Source organism: Janthinobacterium breve, assembly GCF_051380895.1.
In the GTDB taxonomy this organism is placed as follows: domain Bacteria; phylum Pseudomonadota; class Gammaproteobacteria; order Burkholderiales; family Burkholderiaceae_D; genus Janthinobacterium.
In genome coordinates this window covers 378,361-398,911 of sequence record NZ_JBNYXY010000009.1, presented here as the reverse complement: position 1 = coordinate 398,911, position 20,551 = coordinate 378,361, and the positions used below count along the sequence as shown (strand labels likewise).

The following is a 20,551-nucleotide window of genomic DNA, read 5'->3' as shown; positions in this document are numbered from 1 at the left end:
ATGCGGGGATGAACTGAGTAAAAACGGGGATGAACGGTCGCTGGCGAGCGGCTTACTGGCCGACGCAAATCACTTTCGTGATGTACTCATGCGCATTCGGCTTCTTGCTGGTGGCCCATTTGATGGCCTGATTGGCCTCTTCGATGGTCAGGATGCTGGCCTTGTCCTTCGACTTGATGAAGGACACGCCTTCAAACACGCCTTCCTTGCTGCGCATTACCTTGGCAAACACGGGCGGCTTGGTCTCGCCATCGCTGATTTTGTTCTGTTGCACGAGGTAACGCTGATCGATCTGTTCCATGATAATAAAGCTGTCCAGTGGTAAAAGACGAAATATACCCTGAATGGACAAACGCCGCAGGACGAAATGCCTGCGGCGCTGCCTTTGAATCAATGATATTTATGCGTAAATGGGGTTCTGCACCGCCGGTTGCAGATTGACATCGTAGATGACTTGCGCGCGGATCGACGCTTCCAGCGAGGGAATCGAACCGCCCGCGCGGTACTGGAAGCTCACCTGCAACACGTCGCCCGCCTGCACCGCCAGCGGCGTGGCCAGCGGCAAACACATGTAGTGGTTCAGCCAGTCGATGGTGGTCGAGCGCTCGGGCACCACGGCCAGGATGTTCTTGGTGACGAAACGCAAGGCGTTCAGGGTGCCGCTGCGCTCGACGACAAACTTGCCGTCAAAGCCGAACACGCTATCCGTCGGCTGGCTGAAGTCGATGATGCTGTACACGGACGGCGGCGCCAGTTCCTGCACACCCGGGTGGATGGCCGTGGTTTCCTGGAATTGCACGATGGGCGCATGAAAGCCCTCAAAGTCGTATTCCTGCTGCATGGGCTGCACGGCCATGATGACGGCTTCGGGCAGAAAGATAGGCAGCGGGCCGCCAAAACGGGCCAGGTAGCGGCGTTTGAACGATTCGATCACTTCCACCTGCTTTTCGCGCAGCATGCCGACATGAATCATTTCGCAGATGACCACATCGACAGGCTCTGGCGGCAGGTATTCGAAGGCGTCCGCGTGGACGACTTCGACTTTTTCACCGTTGGGATTGAGCGCAAGCATCTTGCGCGCTTCCTTGACCATGTCCGGGTTAAACTCCACGCACCACACCTTGTCGGCGCGCGCGGCCGCAAACCACGACAGCACGCCCGTGCCGCCACCCAGTTCCAGCACCTTCATGCCGGGCTTCACCGCGTAATCGATCGCTGACTTGAACCCGTGCATGCGGTTCTGGTCCATCAACATATTGTGGTGGTAATGGACGGGGATAAATTGCCCCAGGTAACAACTCTCGATTTCTCGTTCATTCAGCATGTCTGTCCTCTTGGAGTCTGGCTCCGATGGCCGATCGGTTTTGTCATTCCAGAAAGCAGTGATGTCGCACGGGCTGCGCGAGGGGCGGCGACAGTACAGCCGGCGCCTGACGGTGGTGTGATTGCCCATGCGAAAGATCTCCTGATTAATGCGACACGATCATTATCGTTAATCGCCAGTGAGAACAAAGCGCTGAGGTGAGAGGCAATTCCATGCCAGTTTCAGCGCTGGCATGGAAAATATTGAAATTAAAACATTACTTGAAAACATTACTTGCGGGCGGCACGCGCCTTCTGGGCAGCTTCGATGATGGCCACCACGCCCGGCTTGTCGCCGGCCTGCGCGAACTGCACGGCCGTCCAGCCATGGTCGCTTTTCAGGCTGGCGTCCGCGCCCCAGGACAGCAGCAGCTTGACGGCGCCTTCCTGCCCTTCGCGGGCGGCAAACATCAGCGGCGTGACGTTGGCAGGCGCGCGCGCATCGACCACGGCATCGCGCTCCAGAAAAATCTTCATGATGGGCAAGTCGCCCGCCGAGGCCGCATAGTGCAGCGCCGTCCAGCCGCTCTGGTTGACCTTGGCGCCCTTGGCCAGCAAGGCGTCCACGGCGTCCTGCTTGTGCTTGTAGGCCGCCATCATCAGTGCCGTGTTGCCATTGGCCGAGCGCGCTTCAATGTCGATGCCGGGCGCGTCGAGCAGCAGCTTGAACACTTGGTCCGCATCGTCGCGCAGGGCCAGCACGAGGGGAATATCGCCCCGCTGTGCATCAGCCTGGTTCGGATTCATGCCTTCGGCCAGCATGCTGCGCACGCCGCTGGCGTTGTTGACGGACACGGCGCGGAAAAATGCATCCGGTTCCGGCGCCGCATGGCTGGCCGTGGCGCAGCACAGCAACATCGCCAGGGCGAGTTTTTTCATCATGTCTGACCTTAAGAAGTTATGGCAACTGATTGAATAACTTGAAGAAATTTTCCGTCGTCTGGCGCGCCACCTGCTCCAGGGGGATGCCTTTCAGGGTCGACAGGTATTCCGCCACGTGGGCTACATAGCCGGGCTCATTCATGCGGCCGCGGAACGGCACGGGCGCCAGGTAGGGCGAATCTGTCTCGATCAGGATGCGCTCGAGCGGCACTTCCAGGGCCACGGCTTGCAAATCCTTGGCGCTCTTGAACGTGACGATGCCGGAGAAAGAAATGTAGAAACCCATGTCGATGGCGGCGCGCGCCACTTCGAGCGATTCCGTAAAGCAATGCATGACGCCGGCCACGCCGCCGTCGGACACCCCGGCGCCCTCTTCGCGCATGATGCGTATCGTGTCTACACTGGCCGCCCGTGTGTGAATAATCAAGGGCTTACGCGTGATTCTTGAAGCTTTGATGTGCGTGCGAAAACGCTCGCGCTGCCACTCGAGGTCGCCCGTCAGGCGGAAATAGTCGAGGCCCGTCTCGCCGATGGCGATGATCTTCGGGTGGTCGGCCAGCCGCACCAGGTCTTCCACGGACGGTTCAGGCGTATCCTCGTAGTCGGGATGCACGCCGACGGACGCGAAAATATGCGGATACTGCTCGGCCAGGGCCAGCACCTGTGGAAAGTCCGGCAAGTCGACGGACACGCACAGCGCGTGCGTCACCTTGTTCTCGGCCATCTTGGCGAGAATCTCGGGCATGCGAGCAGCCAGCTCGGGGAAATTGATATGGCAATGGGAATCGATATACATAAGGCGGGATTGTACCGGAGGGAGCAAAAACTGGCAGGGGAACAGCGCCGTCGTCCCCTGCCACGGTGGTGCGGATGCTTACAGCTGCGAGGCAGGGTGTTCCGCCAGCGGAACGAAGTTGCCGGTCGACTCGTCGAGCGCGTCGAGGGAACCATTCTCGATGTCGTACACCCAGCCGTGCAGGGTCAGCCGGTCTTGCGCCATGGCCAGCGCCACCGAGGGATGGGTGCGCAGGTTATTCAGTTGCGCCACGACATTGGCGCGCACCATGCCGTCGATGCGCGACTGTTCCGTCGGGTGCGCGACCGACTCGTTGATCATGCGCGCCGCATCGGCATGGTGCAGCCAGCTGCGCACGGCCGGCATGTGATCGAGGCAGGCACAGGTGGCAATCGCCTTCATCGCGCCACAATCGGAATGGCCGCAAATGACGATGTCGCTCACGTTCAAGGCAGACACGGCAAATTCGACCGTGGCGCTCACGCCGCCCGGTTCGGGACCATACGAAGGCACGATGTTGCCCGCGTTGCGGATCACGAAGAGCTCGCCTGGTTCGCGCTGCGTCACCAGCTCCGGCACCATGCGGCTGTCCGAGCAGGAAATGAACAGGGCCTTGGGGGTTTGTCCCGTGGCCAGCGTCTTGAACAACTCGCGGCGCGCGGGGAAAACCTCTTTTTGGAAGCGTAGAAATCCAGCAATAATGTCGCGCATAAATAAATAAAATGGTTAGCTGAGCCGATATTATCGCTGAATGGCGCAGATTTCGCCTATTGCCCCCGCCTATTGCCCTGCCGGTGGCTGCCACAGCTCCACCTTGTTGCCCTCGGGATCGATGACCCAGCCGAACTGGCCATATTCCGAGTCGGGCGCCTTGTCGAGCACCGTGCAGCCTTCGTCGCGCAGGGCTTGCAGCAGCGCATCGAGGTCATCGACGCGGTAATTGATCATGAAGGCAGCCTTGCCGGGCGCAAATTGCTCGCTGTCCCGTGCTGCCACGGACCAGATGGTGGTGCCGCCCGTGGGCTGGCCATCGGCGTCCGTCCAGGTGAAGGCGGCCCCGCCCCAGGGCTGCACGTCCAGGCCCAGGTGGCGCTGGTACCAGGCACGCAGCGCGGCCGGGTCTTGCGCGTGGAAGAAGATGCCGCCGATGCCAGTAACTCGTTTCATGCACGCCTCCGTTGCTGTCCAGTGCCTTGACTGTAACACCGGGGGCCAAGCGTGGCAAACGGCCATGGCGCCTAGGCAAAAATATTATCAAGATGTATAGTGTACGGCCGGTGTGCAGCCATGGGGTTGCGCGCGGAGACGTGGAGAGTGTTCATGCTGAAAATTACCGGCCCTTTGATACTGCTGGCCTGCCTGGCCCTGACAGCGCATGCGCAAGTACAGGTGCAGAACAAGCGCGACGCGCCCACGGCCATCCCGGAAGCGGGCCTGTGCGCGCCCATGTGCACATCGGCACGCCAGGATTGCCGCGCGCAAGTGCAGCAAGCCACGGAAAACGATAGCAGCCCCATCTTGTCGATGAAGCCCAGCAGCAATCCCTACGCTGCCGCGAGCCGCGAAACGGGACCCCAGTCGCAGCAGCTGCAACCGACGCAAGCCCAGGCCTTCCGCGCCCGGCGCGCCGAACGCCAGCAAGCGTGTGAAGTGCAATACCGCAGCTGCACGCGCGCCTGCGGCTAAGTCACACACCAACGCATGCGCAGTGCGCCAAAAATCAAATAATCTAGATTAACTTGGTGACGCAAGCTATTGATTTCATTGGCAACTTGAGGCGTAGTCGAGCAACATGTCTTCCAGGAACAGCTTGGGCGATAAGGGGTGTTCGGCAATCGCCCGGCGCTCGTTGGCGGCCTTGATGGCGGCCATCAGGCGGCTGACGTTGATGCGCCCGGCCAGCGCTTCGAGCTCGCGCCGGTGGCGCGGGTAGTAGCGGATGGTGCCCGACAGCTTGACGGAAAACACGTCGTACAGCCAGCGCTGCAAGGACGCCACCAGCGGCGCCAGCGGCGCCTTCTGCAATTTGTCCGCCGCCTTCAGGGCCGCTTCCACGCCGGGATTGGCCAGCACTTGCAGCAACTGTTCCGTTTCTTCGCGGCCACCCGATTCGGACTGGGCCAGCGCGGCCAGCGGCGCGCCGCCCTGCTCGCGCAGCCAGCTGTCCGCATCGTTCAAGCCTTGTTGCTTGAGCCAGCTCAAGGCCTGCTCATGGCTGGGCATGGGCAAGGCAAATTTCCTGCAGCGCGACAGGATGGTCGGCAGCAATCGGTCCAGGCTGTTCGATGCCAGCAAGAACAAGGTGCCCGGCGGCGGCTCTTCCAGGGTCTTCAGCAAGGCGTTCGAGGCGGGTGTGTTGAGCGCTTCGGCCGGATACAGCACCACCACGCGCAAGCCTTGCCGGTGCGTGGAAATGTTCATGAAGTCGGCCAGATTGCGGATCTGCTCGATCTTGATGTCTTTCGACGGCGTCTTGGTCTTGGCGCTTTTCTTCGCGCCGTCGCCCTCTTCGCCATCGTCGGCCACCTCGTCTTCCAGCGCTTCCGGACGGACCCTGCGGTAATCGGGATGGTTGCCCTGGCTAAACCAGCCACACGAGGCGCACGCGCCGCATGCATGGCCATCGGCACGCACGTCTTCGCACAGCAAAGCCTGCGCGAAATGCTCGATGAAGTCGGCCTTGCCGATGCCTTGCGCGCCATGGAACAGAATGGCGTGCGGCATGCGCGGGCGCAGGGCTTGCAACTGCTGCCACGCGTCCTGTTGCCACGGATAGAGAGGATTGTTCATTTTATTCCTTGTCAATCAGTGGCTTGCAATACTTTTCTCAAGCAATACATCAAGCAGTTTTGCCAGCTGCACCTGGATATCGGCAATGCTTTGCGTGGAATCGATGATGCGGAAGCGTTCAGGGAACTGCGCCGCGCGGCGCAGATACTCGTTGCGCGTGGAGGCAAAGAAGTCAGATCGCTCCTGCTCGAACTTGTCGAGCGCGCGCGTGGCGTCCAGGCGGGCGCGGGCCACGGCCAAGGGCACGTCGAACAGGAACGTCAGGTCCGGCTGCAAGTGCGGGTGCACCCACGCTTCCAGCGCTTCCATCTTGCGCAAATCCATGCCCCGTCCGCCGCCCTGGTAGGCGAAGCTGGCATCGGTAAAGCGGTCGGAAATGACCCATTCGCCCCGCTCCAGGGCGGGCGCGATGACTTGCGCGATGTGTTCGCGGCGGCTGGCGAACATCAGCAAGGCTTCCGTTTCCAGGTGCATTTTTTCATGCAGCAGCAGTTCGCGCAGCTTTTCACCCAGGCTGGTGCCGCCCGGTTCGCGCGACGCCACGAGGGTCACGCCCCGCTGCTGCAGGTAGTCGGTGACAAAGCCAATATGCGTCGACTTGCCCGCGCCATCGATGCCTTCGAAGGTGATGAAGCGGGGTTGATAGTGTTGTGTCATGAAACTCTTAATCTGGTGATGATGAATGCTGCCAATTACCGCTGATACTGGTTCACGGCGCGGTTATGGTCGGGCAAGTTGGCCGAGAACTGGCTGGTGCCGTCGCCGCGCGCGACGAAATACAGCGCTTGCGTGCGTGCCGGCGCCAGCGCCGCCGTCAGCGATTGCGCGCCAGCCAGAGCGATCGGCGTGGGTGGCAAGCCACCGCGCGTGTAGGTATTGAAAGGGGTGTCCGCTTCCAGGTCGCGTTTGCGGATCTTGCCCTGGTAGTTATCGCCCATGCCATAGATCACGGTCGGGTCCGTCTGCAGCAGCATGCCTGTTTTCAGGCGGTTGACGAAGACGCCGGCGATCATGGCGCGCTCGGACTTTTGTCCCGTTTCCTTTTCCACGATGGAAGCCATGATCAGCGCCTCGTAAGGGTTTTTATATGGCAGGGCCGGATCGCGCTTGAACCACGCCTCCGACAGGCGCCCTATCATGGCCGTGTGCGCCTGCTTGAAAATCTGCATTTCGCTGGCGCCCTTGGCGAACAGATAGGTATCCGGGAAGAACAGGCCTTCCGGCAACATGTATTCCGGGCTGATCTTCGCCATCAGTTCCTTGTCGGAGAGACCGGCCGTATCGTGCTTGAGGCCCGGGTGGCTGGCCATCGCCAGGCGCATCTGCTTGAAAGTCCAGCCTTCGATGATGGTCAGCGACTCTTGCGCGAATTCACCGCGTGCCAGCTGCGTGATCAAACGCTGTGGCGTGGTGCCCGGTTTCAGCTCGTAGGAACCGGCCTTGATCTTCGAAGTCTTGCCTTCGACGCGCGCCAGCAAGTTGAACAGGATGGGCACAATGGGCACGCCCGCATCCGCGATCTGCTGGCCGGCCGCATGCGCGCCGCTGCCCGGGCTGATCGTAAACGGGATCGCTACACCTTCCGTGGTGATGGGCTGCTGCGCCCAGTACACAAAAGTACCACCGACGCCGATGGCGGCGATGACTGAACTGACTACAAGTTTTTTAAAGAAAGCCATTGTTCCGATTCTTGTGATGCGGGCGCTGGCGGGCAGCACGCGCTTGTTATGATCGTTCATTTGTGAAGAAAGTGCGCGCAAAGCGGCGCCAGCACTGGCAATCTTGCCGCCGCCGACGCAATCTGCGCGACATCACTATAATGAACCCGTAATGATAATGCTTAATCGCTGATCTAATGGAAATTATGAATAACTGGAATCAATTTTTAACTGCCCAAGGCGCCCGCCCCGCTGCCATCGATGGCGCGCCTGACAGCACAGCCCCCATCGCCGCCGCCACTATCCACGATTTCGGCCAGTCCCTGACAGTGCCCCAGTTGCAAGAAGGTTTTGTCGCGGCCATCACGGACCAGGGCTTGATCGGCTTGAACGGCGACGAGGCAGCCAGTTTCCTGCACGGCCAGCTGACCAACGATGTGGAACACCTGGACCAGGAGCAAGTGCGCCTGGCCGGCTACTGCACGCCGAAGGGCCGGCTGCTGGCCAGTTTCCTGATGTGGCGCAATGCCACCACCATTTATTTGCAATTGCCGCGCGCCATACAGCCTGCCATCCAGAAGCGCTTGCAGATGTTCGTGCTGCGCGCCAAGGCCAAGCTGCATGACGCGTCCTCCGATGCGGCGAACCAGGTTGTGCTGGGCCTCGGCGGCAAGCAAGCCAGCGCCGCCCTGTCCGCCTGGTTCCCGGTGCTGCCCGCCGTGCCGTTCAGCAAGGTCGAACATGCGCTGGGCACCCTGCTGCGCGTGGCCGATGCCTTTGGCAGCGCCCGCTATGAATGGCTGACCTCCGCCGCCACGGCGCGCGAGGTGTGGCCGCCACTTGCGCAACAGCTGGCGAAAGGCGGCAATGATTGCTGGCGCCTGTCGGAAATCCACGCGGGCATCCCGCAGATCACGGCCACCACGCAAGAGCAATTCGTGCCGCAAATGATCAACTTTGAGCTGCTGGGCGGCGTCAATTTCAAGAAAGGCTGCTACCCGGGCCAGGAAATCGTCGCGCGCAGCCAGTACCTGGGCAAGCTCAAGCGCCGTACCACCCTCGTCAGCATCGATGATGCCTCTGTCGTGGCCGGCGGCGAACTGTTTGCCGTCAGCGACCCCGAGCAACCTTGCGGCATGGTCGTCAACGCCGCGCCGAACGGTGCCTGCGGCATCGACGCCCTCGTTGAAATGAAGTTGGGGGCGATCGCAGAAGGTTCAAGCGCAGCCGGCGCCGTGCGCTACGGCTCGGCCCAGGGTGCTCACGTGCATTTCCTGCCCATGCCTTACGTGCTCGACGCACTCGACTTGTGAGAATGCCATGAAAGATTTATACATCTACTATCAAGTGAAGGAAGAACACGCCCAGGCGCTGGAAGCGCGCGTGCGTGCCTTGCAGGCGAAACTGGCCGCCGCCTCTGGCGTGGCGCCGCAACTGAAGCGCCGCCCGGAAGTGAAGGATGGCTGGCAGACGTGGATGGAAATCTATCCCGTCGTCGGCGAAGGCTTTGCCGAACTGCTGGCCGCTGCCGCCGACGAGGCAGGCTTGCTGGCCCTGACGGCCGGCGCGCGCCATACGGAAGTGTTCATGGATTTGCCTCCATGTGCCTGATCGTTTTTGCCTGGAAAGTCAATCCGCACATCCCACTGATTGCCGCCGCCAACCGCGACGAATTCTATGAACGCGCCAGCGCCCCCGCCGGCGCCTGGTCCGAGCACCCGCAAGTGTATGCGGGCCGCGACCTGCAGGCGGGCGGCAGTTGGATGGGTATCACCCAGGCCGGCAGCGGCAGCTCGCGCTTTGCCGCCATCACGAATATCCGCAGCCCGCAAGACCGCAACCCGGACGCCCCCTCGCGCGGCGCCCTGGTGGCCGACTATCTGGCCGGCAATATGTCGCCGCAAGACTACATCGCGCAAATCCGCCCCGGATGCAAAGCCTACAACGGTTTTAATCTGGTGTTGGGCGACGCGCATACGCTGATCTGGTTTTCCAACCGGGGCGATGGCGATGCGCGCAATGGCCTGCCCCTGGAACCGGGCATCTACGGCTTGTCGAAGGCCCTGCTGGACGCGCCGTGGCCAAAGGTGTTGAAGACCAAGGCTCAGTTCGCCAGCCTGCTGTGCCAGGGCGCGCCCGACGACGCCTATTTCGACATGCTGGCCGACACCACGCGCGCGCCCGACTTCCGCTTGCCCGACACGGGCGTGCCGCTCGACCTCGAGCGCGTGCTGTCCGCCGTCTGCATCGAAACGCCGGGCTACGGCACGCGCACTTCCACCGTCGTGAAACTGTTCCCGGATTCCCCCGGCGAATTGCATGAGCTGGTAATTCAGTAATTTTTAACGGAGCCGGCAAAGCCCGGCTCCACCCTGTTTTCCTCCCGTTTCCCCTCCCCCTTGCATCTGCAACCGCTGCTCGCACAAAAAAAGAAAGCGCTTGCGCAAGCGCTTTCTTTTGTTTACGATAGATTCAAACGCGGCGACACAGCCGCACCCAATCGCAGCACACAATAATAATAAAAAATCATCAGGAGACACCATGGCCACCATGGAAGATGTAGCGCGGGCGGCGGACGTATCGCTGTCGACCGTTTCGCACGTACTCAACGGCACCCGCAAGGTCAGCCCGAAAACCGTCGCCGCCGTCAACGCGGCCATGCAGCAGATCGGCTATGTACCGAACATGCTGGCCCGTGCGCTGGCCGGTTCGTCCTCGGGCACCATCGGCGTGGCCATTTCCGCCTTCACCAATCATTACTTCAGCGAAACCGTGCGCGCCATCGAGGCGGCCTGCACGCGCCACGGCTTGATGATGCTGTTTTCCGATACGCATGATGATCCCGCGCAAGAACTCAAAGTGGTGCAGAACTTGCATCAGCGCCGGGTCGACGGCATCGTGCTGGCACCCTCCGGCGATCCGCATAACCGTACCCTCGACTATCTGACCAGCAACAAGATCGCTTCCGTGCTGGTCGACCGCATGTCGGAGCAAGCGTTCGACCAGGTGGGCGTGGAAAACATCGAGGCGACGGCCCAGCTGGTCAGCCATCTGATCACGGCCCACGGCCACCGCCGCATCGGCTTCATCGCCGGCGCGCCCGGCCTGTCCACGACGGACGAGCGCATCGAAGGCTACCGCCTGGCCTTGCAGCGCGCCAATATCGCCTTCGATGCGGATTTGCTGCGCTCGGGCGACTCCAATCTGGAGCGCAGCGGCGCGGCCACGCGCGAACTGCTGGCGCTGGCGCCCGGACAAAGCCCCACGGCCATCGTGGCGGGCAATAACCTGATGACCATCGGCACCATGCACGCCTTGCGCGACGCGCACATTGCGGTACCGCAAGACGTGGCCCTGGCCGGCTTCGATGATTTTGACTGGGCCGATTACTTCAGCCCGCGCCTGACCGTGATGGCCCAGCCGCTCGAAGAGCTGGGCGCCATGGCCGTCGACCTGTTGATCGAACGTATCGCCAACCCGGGCCACGCCCAGCATGTGCAGCGCTTGTCACCGACCTTGCGCGTGCGCAATTCCTGCGGCTGCCCCTGACCTTTTACACTAAACAAATATGCATCCAGCGATTTCCCTCGGTATCGACCTCGGTACCTCCGAACTGAAAACCGTGCTGATGGACAGCACTGGCAGCGTGCGCGGCCAGGCGTCCGTGCGCCTGGACGTGAGCCGCCCGCAGCCGGGCTGGTCCGAACAAGCGCCGCAGGACTGGTGGGCCGCCTGCGTCAACGCGCTGGGCCAGCTGCGCGCCGGCTGGCCGCAGGAATATGCCCAAATTGCCTGCATCGGCCTGTCTGGCCAGATGCATGGCGCCGTACTGCTCGACGCCAACGATAGCGTGATCCGTCCCGCCATCCTGTGGAACGATGCGCGCGCCGAGGCCGAAGCGGCCGCCCTGGCGCGCGACTATCCCGCGTATGCGGACGTGACGGGCAGCCTGCCAATGGCGGGACTGACGGCGCCAAAACTGCTGTGGCTGCGAGCCCACGAGCCTGAGGCCTTTGCCGCCATCGCCTGCCTGCTGTCGCCGAAAGACTATCTGCGCCTGCGCTTGACGGGGCTCAAACTGACGGACATGTCCGACGCGGCCGGCACCCTGTGGCTGGACGAAGCCAAGCGCGCCTGGTTCCCGCCCATGCTGGCCGCCTGCGGCTTGGCGTTGGATCAGATGCCGGCGCTGGCCGAAGGCGACGCGGCCACGGGCACCGTGCTGGCATCCATCGCCGACCAGCTGGGCTTGCCCATGGACGTGGTGGTGGCCGGTGGCGGCGGTGATAACCCCGTCTCAGCCGTGGGCATCGGCGCCGTCAACGGCGGCGACAGTTTTATTTCCCTGGGTACCAGCGCCGCCATCGTTTCCGTCACCGAAGCGCCTTTGGGCAACCCGGCCGGCGGCGTGCACAGCTTTTGCCACGCCCTGCCCGGGCGCTGGTATGCGATGGGCGCAATCCTTTCCGGCGCCAGCTGTCTGCGCTGGGCGACGACCGTGCTGGGCCAGCCCGACGAGGCGGCCCTGCTGGCGCTGGTGGAAGCGGGCTTGCCACTCGATACGCCTGTCGCGCCGTCCGCGCCCCTGTTCCTGCCGTATCTGTCGGGCGAGCGCACGCCGCATAACGACCCGCAGGTGCGGGGCGCCTTCCTGCAGCTGGGCCACGACAGCACGCCGGCGCAGCTGGGCTATGCCGTGCTCGAAGGCGTGGCCTTTGCCTTGCGCGACGCCATGGCGGCAGTCACCTCGACCGGTGCAGTGGTTCCCCATTGCATGCTGGTGGGCGGCGGCGCGCGCAGCCAGTATTGGGCGCAGCTGCTGGCCAATGTGCTGGGACGCGAAATGCGCACCCTGCACAACAGCGAACTGTCGGCCAGCCTGGGCGCGGCCAAGCTGGGCTTTGCCGCCATCGGCGACACCAGCCTGCTGACGCAGGGCTTGCCCATCAAAAACACTTTCCTGCCCGATGCCGCGCACAGCGCAGCCTTGAGCATCCGCTACGGCCGCTACCGTAGCCTGTTTCCAGCCGTGCAAGCTCTGCACCAACTCAGTGATAAGGAATAGTAATGACTCAGCTGCAACATCAACTGCAACAATTGAAGCAATACAGCACCGTCGTCGCCGACACGGGTGACTTCTTGCAACTGGCCCGTTTCGCCCCGCAAGACGCTACCACCAACCCGTCGCTGATCCTGAAGGCCGTGCTGCAGCCCGATTACGCGCCCTTGCTGGAAAGCACGGTCGCCGCGCATAAAAGCGCGTCGCTGGACGATATCGTCGACCAAGTGCTGGTGCGCTTCGGCCTGGAAATTTTAAAGGTCGTGCCGGGCCGCGTATCGACGGAAGTCGATGCCCGTCTGAGCTTTGACCGCGACGCCACCGTCGCCCGCGGACGCCGCCTGATCGCCCTCTACGAGCAAGCTGGCGTCAGCCGCGAGCGTGTGCTGATCAAGGTCGCCGCCACCTGGGAAGGCATCCAGGCGGCGCGTGAACTGGAAAAAGATGGCATCTTTTGCAACCTGACCCTGCTGTTCGCGTTTTGCCAGGCCGTCGCCTGCGCCGATGCCAAAGTACGCCTGATTTCGCCGTTTGTGGGCCGCATCTACGACTGGCACAAGAAATCCCTGGGCGCGGCATGGGACGAAACGGCGCGCAGCCTGTCCAACGATCCAGGTGTACAGTCGGTTACGCGCATCTTCAATTACTACAAACAACACGGCATCGCCACGCAAGTGATGGGCGCCAGCTTCCGCAACGTGGGCCAGATCACGGCCCTGTCCGGCTGCGACTTGCTGACCATCAGTCCCGACTTGCTGGCCAAGTTGGAAGCATCAAGCGCACCGTTCGAGCGCGCGCTGGGCGGCGACCTGGGCCCAGCGCAGCCGGCCATCACGTATGACGAGGCGGCCTTCCGCTACGCCTTGAACGACGATGCGATGGCAACAGAGAAACTTGCCGAAGGCATCCGCGGCTTTGCCGTCGACGCTGGCAAGCTGGACGCCATGATCGAGAAATTACGCAACCGCTAGCTTGCACGCAGTTTTCACCCGTAGCACCGTTTGTTTTTACAATAAAAACCCTTGGAGATCCTCATGAAAAAAGTCATTACCGCCACCCTGCTGCTGTCCGCCGCCTGCGGCGCCTTTGCTGCCGACAAGCCATTGAAATCGATCGGCGTGAGCGTGGGCGACCTGGCCAACCCGTTTTTTGTGGCGATTGGCCGCGGCGCGGAAGAAAGCGCGAAAAAGCTGGGTGGCCCTGGAGTCAAAGTCACGACTGTTTCCAGCAAGTATGACCTGAACACCCAGGTGGACCAGATTGAAAACTTTATTGCCAACAAGACCGACATCATCATCCTGAACGCCGTCGACTCCAAGGGCATCGCCCCAGCCATCAAGAAAGCGCGCAACGCGGGCGTGGTCGTGATCGCCGTCGACGTGGGCGCCGTGGGCGCTTCGGCCACCGTGATGTCCGACAACACCATGGCGGGCGACGTGTCATGCGCCTACCTGGCCAAGCAGATCGGCGGCAAGGGCAATGTGGTGATCCTCAACGGCCCACCGGTCACGTCCGTGATCGACCGCGTCAACGGTTGCAAGAAAACCCTAGCCGCGTTCAAGGATATCAAGATCCTGTCCGACAACCAGAACGCGGGCGGCAGCCGCGACGGCGGCATGACCGTGATGTCGAACTTGCTGACGGCCTATCCGAAGATCGATGCCGTGTTTGCCATCAATGATCCGACGGGCATCGGCGCCGAACTGGCGATCAAGCAATCGAAGCGCACGGACGTGAAACTGATCACGGCCGTCGATGGCGCACCGGACGGCCAGAACGCCCTGAAAAACAAGGCCGGCCTGTTTGCCGCCACCTCGGCGCAAAACCCCTACCGCATGGCCACCGACGCCGTGCAGATGGGCTACGACATCATGAATGGCCGTACGCCGAAACAGACCATGGTGCTGCTGCCGACCCCGGCCATCACCAAGGAAAACGTCGCCACCTACACGGGCTGGGTAAAGAACTGATCTGCCTAACCTGAACCACGTGGCGCCGCCGGCCAGTTGGCAGGCGGCGCCAGTTTCACCAGCTAGGAAGGACAGTCATGAGCGACGATATTATTTTTGAAATGCGCGGCATCGAGAAGCGCTTCGGCGCCACGCGCGCGCTGCGCGGCGTGCACCTGACGGTGCGCAGCGGCGAAATCCATGCCGTGATGGGCGAGAATGGCGCCGGCAAGAGCACCCTGATGAAGATTTTATCGGGCGTGTACACGCCGGACGCGGGTGAAATCATCCTCGACGGTAAACCGATTCGTATCCGCAACCCGGGCGAGGCCCGCGCGCTGGGCATCAACCTGATTTACCAGGAACTCAGCGTGGCCAAGAACATGACGGTGGCGCAAAACGTCTTCATGGGCAGCGAGCCGCAAGGACCGTTCTGGACCGTCAAGGGCGGCGAAATGCGCGCGCGCACCAATGCCATCCTGGCCGACCTCGGTTCCCGTTTCGACGCCGACACCATGGTGGCCAGCCTCTCGATCGCCGAGCAGCAGCAGGTGGAAATCGCCCGCGCCCTCGTGCATGAAAGCCGCATCCTGATCATGGACGAGCCCACTGCCGCCCTGTCCGACCGGGAAACCGAACAATTGTTCCGCATCATCGAAGAGCAGCGCGACAAGGGCCTGGCCGTGCTGTACATCAGCCACCGCATGGCCGAAGTGGAACGCCTGGCGCGCCGCATCACGGTGCTGCGCGACGGCGCCTATGTAGGCGAGCTGGGCAAGGATGAGCTGGATCAAAAGAAAGTCGTGCAGATGATGGTGGGCCGCCCCGCCGACGACTTTTATGCGCACCAGCGCCGCACCACACGGGGCGCCGAGCGCCTGCGCGTGGAAAACGTGGGCGGTGGCAAGGTCAAGCCCGCCTCGTTTGCCCTGCATGCGGGCGAAGTGACGGGCCTGGCCGGCCTCGTCGGCGCGGGCCGCACGGAACTGGCGCGCCTGATCTTTGGCGCCGACAAGAAGCAATCGGGGCAAGTCTGGCTCGACGGCCAGGAAGTGCATATCCACCGCCCGCTGACGGCGATACGCCACGGCATCGGCTACCTGCCGGAGGACCGCAAGAGCCTGGGCTTGTTCATGCAATTGTCGGCCATGGAAAACATGTCGATGAATATCCTGTCCAAGCATTCCACGGCGGGCGTGGTCAACCGTGGCGCCCTGACCCAGCTCACGCGCGAGGCGATTGCCAACCTCAACGTCAAGGTATCGGGTCCGGAAGGCATCGTGGGAGGCTTGTCTGGCGGCAACCAGCAGAAAGTCTTGCTGGCGCGCTGGCTGGCCATCGCGCCGAAAGTGCTGATCCTCGATGAACCGACACGGGGCGTGGACGTAGGCGCGAAGAGCGAAATTTACAAGATCATCCACCAGCTGGCGGATGCGGGCACGGCCGTGCTGTGCATTTCCAGCGAACTGGCCGAACTGGTCGGCATCTGCGACCGCGTGATGGTGATGTGCGAGGGACGACTGACGGGCGAAGTGACAGGCGACGACATCACGCAGGAAAACATCCTCGCTTATGCCACCCAGCTGGAAGCGGCATAAGAACGCACAACAAAACCTACTGCGCGTCGCGGGTCGCGGTTTCCGATGCTCACTGTGCATTCGCACAGTTCCGCTTCTCAACCACAACTCGCTTCCGCTCGCTACGGTTTTGTTAGGCGTTCTAAGAATACGTATTAGCATAATCATTCAGGAGATTGACCATGACAACGAGTACCACCAGCGGCGCCGCGCGCGCCGGCGAACCCTTCAATGCCTCGAACCTGATGCGCCGCCTGGGCATGTTGCCCGTGCTGGTCGTGCTGTACCTGGCCATGTACGGCCTGACCGTATATTTCTCGGCCGACGGCACGTCGACGTTCATGACCAGCAACAACACCATGAACATCTTCCGCCAGGTGTCGATCAACATCGTGCTGGCCTCCGGCATGACCTTCGTCATTCTCACCAGCGGCATCGATTTGTCCGTCGGTTCCGTACTGGCCGTTTCGGCCGTGGCGGGCATGCTGATGTCGCTGTCGGCCCAATTCGCCGGCTTTTCGATTCCCACCTTCCTCATCGTCGGCCTGCTGCTGGGCGCGCTGAACGGCGTGCTGGTGGCCCTCGTCGGCCTCAACCCCTTCGTCGTGACGCTGGGCACCATGACGGCCCTGCGCGGCGCCGCCTATTTGCTGGCCGATGGCACCAGCGTGCTGAACACGGAAATCCCCAGCTTCGAATGGATGGGCAACGGCAGCTTCCTGGCCATTCCCTGGCTGATCTGGCTGGCGGCGGCCGTGGTGGTGCTGACGTGGTTTATCCTGCGCAAGACAACCCTGGGCCTGCATATCTACGCCGTCGGCGGCAATATCCAGGCGGCCCGTTTGACGGGCATCAAGGTCGGTCTCGTGTTGATGTTTGTCTACACCATCAGCGGCCTGTTCGCGGGCCTGGGCGGCGCCATGTCGGCCAGCCGTTTGTATGCGGCCAACGGCAACTGGGGCACGGGCTATGAGCTGGATGCCATCGCGGCCGTGGTACTGGGCGGCACCAGTCTGATGGGCGGCGTGGGCTCCGTCTGGGGCACCGTCATCGGCGCGCTGATCATCGGCGTGATGAACAATGGCTTGACGATCCTGGGACTGTCGTCGTTCTGGCAATATGTGGCGAAAGGTGTCGTGATCGTGCTGGCGGTGATTCTGGATAAATGGCGCCAGTCGCACGCGCAGAACTGAACCCGTAAGCCATGAACTGCAGGGGTCGGACTCGGTGGGGGAATGCGTCCCAATGGGACGTATTCCGATCGCGAAGCGACTGACCCCAGCAGTTAAAACTGCAAGCGCATCTCCACATGCGCAATCCCCGCCTCTTCAAATACCTCCCCCTGCTGCACGAAACCGTGGCGCGCATAAAATGGCGCGGCCACGGTTTGCGCGTTCAGCACGACGGCACGATCACCGCGCTTGCGCGCTTCATCCATGAGCATCTGCAGGATGGTGCCGCCCACGCCCGTGCCACGGCCCGGCTGGCGCACGGCCATGCGTCCGATATGGCCGTCAGGCAATAGCCGGCCCGTGCCGATGGCGGCACCAAAGTCGTCATAGGCGACGGCGTGCAGGCAGACGGCATCCATGTCGTCGAGTTCGATCTCGGCCGGCACTTTCTGTTCATCGACGAAAACTTCAAAACGGATGGCGGTGGCGTCTGGGCCCAGGGTGGCCCAGTCGCCGAGGCGGATGGTATGCTTGGTCATGGTGTAATGTAGAAAGAGACAGGCCGTTATTGTCGCACGGCCTGCCTTTCCACAGAGAGATCAACTGAGCTTGACCAGCTGCTTGCCGAAGTTGCGGCCTTTTAACAGACCGATGAAGGCATCGGGCGCGCTGGCCAGGCCGTCGGCCACGGATTCACGGAATTTCAGCTTGCCCGTCGCCACCAGGGTGCCCAGTTCCGTCAAGCCCTGCGGCCAGAATTCCGGCTGCTCCGAGACGATGAAGCCGCGCACGGTCAGGCGGTTGGTGAGGATCAGGCGCGCATTGTCGAGCGGCGTCGGTTCGCCGTTGTAACCGGCAATCCAGCCGCACACGGCCACGCGGCCAAAGGCGTTGGTGCGCGCCAGGGCCGCATCGAAGATGGCGCCGCCCACGTTTTCAAAGATGGCGTCGATGCCGTCCGGCGTGGCCGCCTCCAGGTCGGACGCCAAGCTGCCCGCCTTGTAGTCGACGCAGGCATCGAAACCCAGTTCCTTGACGACGTAGGCGCACTTGTCGGCGCCGCCGGCGATGCCCACCACCCTGCAGCCTTTCAATTTCGCCAGCTGGCCCACGACGCTGCCCACGGCGCCGCTGGCGGCCGACACCACCACGGTTTCGCCCGCTTTCGGCGCCATGATCTGGTTCAAGCCATACCAGGCCGTCATGCCGGGCATGCCGACGGCGCCCAGGTAGGCGGAGGCGGGAATATGCGTCGTATCGACCTTGCGCAGCATCGTGCCGTCCGATACAGCCACTTCCGTCCAGCCCAAAGTCCCCACGACGGTGTCGCCCACGGCGAACTTCGGATGCTTCGATTCCAGCACCACGCCCACCGTGCCGCCTATCATGGTTTCATCGAGCGCTTGCGGCGCCGCATAGCTTTTGTTGGCACTCATGCGCCCGCGCATGTAGGGATCGAGCGACAGGTACTGGTTACGCACCAGCAATTCGCCATCCTTGATGGCGGGGATCTCAGCCGTTTCCAAGCGGAAGTTATCTGGCTGCACTTCGGCCGTGGGGCGCGAGGCGAGGACGATGCGTTGGTAGGTGCTCATGAATGCTCCTTGACGATAGGTAGGATCAGCGGAAGGCTGGGGTCAGACCCGCCGGGTCTGACCCCGGGTGTCTGTTGCGTAACGATTAAATCTCATAATCCATGCACTGTCGCGCTTCCCGCACGGCGCCAAAGAACGGCTTGATTTTCACGTGCTCGGGATGGTTCTGGTAGGCGTCGAGCGCTGCGCGGCTGGCGAACTCGCTGTACAGGACGATGTCGTAGGTGGCTTCCAGGCCCGGCTGGGCCACGGCCGCCTCGAATGTCAATATGCCGGGCACCAGGTCGGCGCAGGAATCGAGCAAGGCTTTCAGTTTCAGGGCATTCGTGGCGCGGTCGGCGCCTTCGGCGTGGTCTTTGAGTTTCCAGAAAACGATGTGCTTGATCATGGTGGCAGGCTGCTTGTTTATCAATGAAGCATTACTGTACCCGCTATCGGCGCGCCTTGCAGAAAGTGGCCAGCGAAAGAAAACGGGCGGCCCTGGAAGCCGCCCGCAGACTGGGTTTGATCTACATCACAGGACTTCGAACAGGCCGGCCGCGCCCTGGCCGCCACCGATGCACATGGTCACCACCACGTATTTGACGCCGCGGCGCTTGCCTTCGATCAAGGCGTGGCCCGTCAAACGCGCGCCCGACACGCCGTACGGATGGCCGACGGCGATTGCCCCGCCATTCACGTTCAAGCGGTCCATGGGGATGCCCAGGGTGTCGGCGCAATACAGCACTTGCACGGCAAACGCTTCATTGAGTTCCCACAGGCCGATGTCGGCCACCGTCAAGCCCGCCTTTTTCAGCAGTTTCGGAATCGCGTAGACGGGGCCGATGCCCATTTCATCGGGTTCGCAGCCGGCCACGGCAAAACCGCGGAAGATGCCCAGCGGCTGCAAGCCTTTCGCTTCGGCCACTTTCGCGTTCATCACGATGGCCATAGCAGCGCCATCGGAAAACTGGCTGGCATTGCCAGCGCTGATGACGCCGCCCGGGATGGCCGGGCGGATCTTGGCCACGCCATCGTAGGTCGTATCGGCACGGATGCCCTCATCGCTTGAAATCGTCACTTCGCGCGACACCAGCATGCCGCTGGCCTTGTCGGCCACGCCCATGATGGTGGTCATCGGCACGATTTCCGCGTCGAACAGGCCGGCAGCCAGGGCGGCGGCGGCGCGCTGCTGGCTTTGCGCGCCATACACGTCCTGGCGCTCGCGCGAAATCTGGTAGCGCTTGGCCACGGTTTCGGCCGTCTGCAGCATGGGCCAGTACACTTCCGGCTTGTGCTGCTGCAGCCAGACATCGCGATACATATGCGTATTCATTTCATTTTGCACGCAGGAAATCGATTCCACGCCGCCCGCCGCATAGATATCGCCTTCGCCGGCGATGATGCGCTGCGCTGCCAGGGCAATCGCTTGCAAGCCCGACGAGCAGAAGCGGTTGACGGTCATGCCGGCCGTCGTGACAGGGCAGCCGCCGCGCAAGGCGACCTGGCGCGCGATATTGCCGCCCGTGGCGCCTTCCGGGAAGGCGCAGCCGACCAGCACGTCTTCCACCTCTTCCGCCTCGATGCGCGCACGCTCGATGGCGGCCGCCAGCACATGGCCGCCCAGTGTGGCGCCGTGCGTCATGTTGAACGCGCCCTTCCAGGACTTGGCCAGGCCCGTGCGGGCGGTCGATACGATGACGGCTTCATTCATGCTGTGTCTCCTTGTGGG

At 62.3% G+C, this 20,551-nt stretch carries 23 protein-coding genes; 10 read left to right on the top strand and 13 right to left on the bottom strand.

From position 1 onward, the window contains the following. Positions 1-52 precede the first annotated feature (52 nt). From ACQ4W0_RS20220 to ACQ4W0_RS20195, 6 genes are all read right to left on the bottom strand, one after another. Positions 53-301: a hypothetical protein gene (locus tag ACQ4W0_RS20220; RefSeq protein ID WP_436578382.1), complete on the bottom strand. Its 249-nt coding sequence runs from the start codon at positions 299-301 to the stop codon at positions 53-55. A 99-nt stretch (positions 302-400) separates the two neighbouring features. Then, a complete protein-coding gene (locus tag ACQ4W0_RS20215) occupies positions 401-1,324 on the bottom strand; it encodes a class I SAM-dependent methyltransferase (protein WP_436578381.1) in 924 nt (307 codons plus the stop codon). A gap of 269 nt (positions 1,325-1,593) precedes the next feature. Continuing rightward, positions 1,594-2,244 carry an ankyrin repeat domain-containing protein gene (locus ACQ4W0_RS20210; RefSeq protein ID WP_436578380.1) on the bottom strand — a complete coding sequence of 217 codons (651 nt, stop codon included), beginning with the start codon at positions 2,242-2,244 and terminating at the stop codon, positions 1,594-1,596. A gap of 16 nt (positions 2,245-2,260) precedes the next feature. Then, the gene (locus tag ACQ4W0_RS20205) at positions 2,261-3,040 is read right to left on the bottom strand and encodes a TatD family hydrolase (RefSeq protein ID WP_436578379.1); all 780 of its coding nucleotides are present in this window, start codon (positions 3,038-3,040) and stop codon (positions 2,261-2,263) included. A gap of 78 nt (positions 3,041-3,118) precedes the next feature. Continuing rightward, a complete protein-coding gene (locus ACQ4W0_RS20200) occupies positions 3,119-3,751 on the bottom strand; it encodes a carbonic anhydrase (RefSeq protein WP_436578378.1) in 633 nt (210 codons plus the stop codon). A gap of 69 nt (positions 3,752-3,820) precedes the next feature. Further along, positions 3,821-4,207, bottom strand: coding sequence for a VOC family protein (locus tag ACQ4W0_RS20195; protein WP_436578377.1), 387 nt, complete (start codon positions 4,205-4,207; stop codon positions 3,821-3,823). A 153-nt stretch (positions 4,208-4,360) separates the two neighbouring features. On the opposite strand from ACQ4W0_RS20195, the gene ACQ4W0_RS20190 reads away from it, so the two are divergent. Further along, the gene (locus tag ACQ4W0_RS20190; protein WP_436578376.1) at positions 4,361-4,726 is read left to right on the top strand and encodes a hypothetical protein; all 366 of its coding nucleotides are present in this window, start codon (positions 4,361-4,363) and stop codon (positions 4,724-4,726) included. 75 nt (positions 4,727-4,801) lie between these two features. Here ACQ4W0_RS20190 and ACQ4W0_RS20185 read toward each other — a convergent pair whose 3' ends face one another. From ACQ4W0_RS20185 to mltG, 3 genes are read right to left on the bottom strand one after another with little or no spacing between them, the layout of a single operon-like run. Continuing rightward, positions 4,802-5,830: a DNA polymerase III subunit delta' gene (locus tag ACQ4W0_RS20185; RefSeq protein ID WP_436578375.1), complete on the bottom strand. Its 1,029-nt coding sequence runs from the start codon at positions 5,828-5,830 to the stop codon at positions 4,802-4,804. A 15-nt stretch (positions 5,831-5,845) separates the two neighbouring features. Further along, positions 5,846-6,487, bottom strand: coding sequence for a dTMP kinase (gene tmk, locus ACQ4W0_RS20180; protein WP_436578374.1), 642 nt, complete (start codon positions 6,485-6,487; stop codon positions 5,846-5,848). A 35-nt stretch (positions 6,488-6,522) separates the two neighbouring features. Then, positions 6,523-7,509, bottom strand: a complete 987-nt coding sequence (mltG, locus tag ACQ4W0_RS20175; protein WP_436578373.1) for an endolytic transglycosylase MltG — start codon at positions 7,507-7,509, stop codon at positions 6,523-6,525. A 176-nt stretch (positions 7,510-7,685) separates the two neighbouring features. On the opposite strand from mltG, the gene ygfZ reads away from it, so the two are divergent. The 9 genes from ygfZ (at position 7,686) to ACQ4W0_RS20130 (ending at position 17,266) form a co-directional block, all read left to right on the top strand. Then, positions 7,686-8,801: a CAF17-like 4Fe-4S cluster assembly/insertion protein YgfZ gene (gene ygfZ, locus ACQ4W0_RS20170; protein WP_436578372.1), complete on the top strand. Its 1,116-nt coding sequence runs from the start codon at positions 7,686-7,688 to the stop codon at positions 8,799-8,801. Between the two features lie 7 nt (positions 8,802-8,808). Then, positions 8,809-9,099 carry a DUF4936 family protein gene (locus tag ACQ4W0_RS20165; protein WP_436578371.1) on the top strand — a complete coding sequence of 97 codons (291 nt, stop codon included), beginning with the start codon at positions 8,809-8,811 and terminating at the stop codon, positions 9,097-9,099. Continuing rightward, positions 9,090-9,827, top strand: coding sequence for an NRDE family protein (locus ACQ4W0_RS20160; protein ID WP_436578370.1), 738 nt, complete (start codon positions 9,090-9,092; stop codon positions 9,825-9,827). The genes ACQ4W0_RS20165 and ACQ4W0_RS20160 overlap by 10 nt, the downstream gene beginning before the upstream one ends. A gap of 202 nt (positions 9,828-10,029) precedes the next feature. After that, positions 10,030-11,037 carry a LacI family DNA-binding transcriptional regulator gene (locus ACQ4W0_RS20155; protein WP_436578369.1) on the top strand — a complete coding sequence of 336 codons (1,008 nt, stop codon included), beginning with the start codon at positions 10,030-10,032 and terminating at the stop codon, positions 11,035-11,037. A 31-nt stretch (positions 11,038-11,068) separates the two neighbouring features. Beyond that, complete coding sequence (gene xylB, locus ACQ4W0_RS20150) at positions 11,069-12,553, top strand: xylulokinase (RefSeq protein WP_436578399.1); 1,485 nt, start codon at positions 11,069-11,071, stop codon at positions 12,551-12,553. Positions 12,554-12,555: 2 nt separating this feature from the next. Continuing rightward, positions 12,556-13,518, top strand: coding sequence for a transaldolase (tal, locus tag ACQ4W0_RS20145; protein ID WP_436578368.1), 963 nt, complete (start codon positions 12,556-12,558; stop codon positions 13,516-13,518). Positions 13,519-13,581: 63 nt separating this feature from the next. Beyond that, the gene (locus tag ACQ4W0_RS20140) at positions 13,582-14,517 is read left to right on the top strand and encodes an ABC transporter substrate-binding protein (protein ID WP_096235540.1); all 936 of its coding nucleotides are present in this window, start codon (positions 13,582-13,584) and stop codon (positions 14,515-14,517) included. Positions 14,518-14,594: 77 nt separating this feature from the next. Next, positions 14,595-16,094, top strand: a complete 1,500-nt coding sequence (locus tag ACQ4W0_RS20135) for a sugar ABC transporter ATP-binding protein (RefSeq protein WP_436578367.1) — start codon at positions 14,595-14,597, stop codon at positions 16,092-16,094. 161 nt (positions 16,095-16,255) lie between these two features. After that, positions 16,256-17,266, top strand: coding sequence for an ABC transporter permease subunit (locus ACQ4W0_RS20130; RefSeq protein ID WP_436522386.1), 1,011 nt, complete (start codon positions 16,256-16,258; stop codon positions 17,264-17,266). 92 nt (positions 17,267-17,358) lie between these two features. On the opposite strand, the gene ACQ4W0_RS20125 is transcribed toward ACQ4W0_RS20130, so the two are convergent. From ACQ4W0_RS20125 to ACQ4W0_RS20110, 4 genes are all read right to left on the bottom strand, one after another. Beyond that, a complete protein-coding gene (locus tag ACQ4W0_RS20125; RefSeq protein WP_436578366.1) occupies positions 17,359-17,784 on the bottom strand; it encodes a GNAT family N-acetyltransferase in 426 nt (141 codons plus the stop codon). Positions 17,785-17,844: 60 nt separating this feature from the next. Further along, a complete protein-coding gene (locus ACQ4W0_RS20120; RefSeq protein ID WP_436578365.1) occupies positions 17,845-18,840 on the bottom strand; it encodes an NADP-dependent oxidoreductase in 996 nt (331 codons plus the stop codon). 85 nt (positions 18,841-18,925) lie between these two features. Further along, entirely contained in the window at positions 18,926-19,228 is a 303-nt protein-coding gene (locus tag ACQ4W0_RS20115; RefSeq protein WP_436578364.1) for a Dabb family protein, read from the bottom strand. 126 nt (positions 19,229-19,354) lie between these two features. Next, positions 19,355-20,533 (bottom strand): acetyl-CoA C-acyltransferase, encoded by a 1,179-nt coding sequence (locus ACQ4W0_RS20110; RefSeq protein ID WP_436578363.1) that lies wholly within the window; start codon positions 20,531-20,533, stop codon positions 19,355-19,357. Positions 20,534-20,551: the final 18 nt, after the last annotated feature.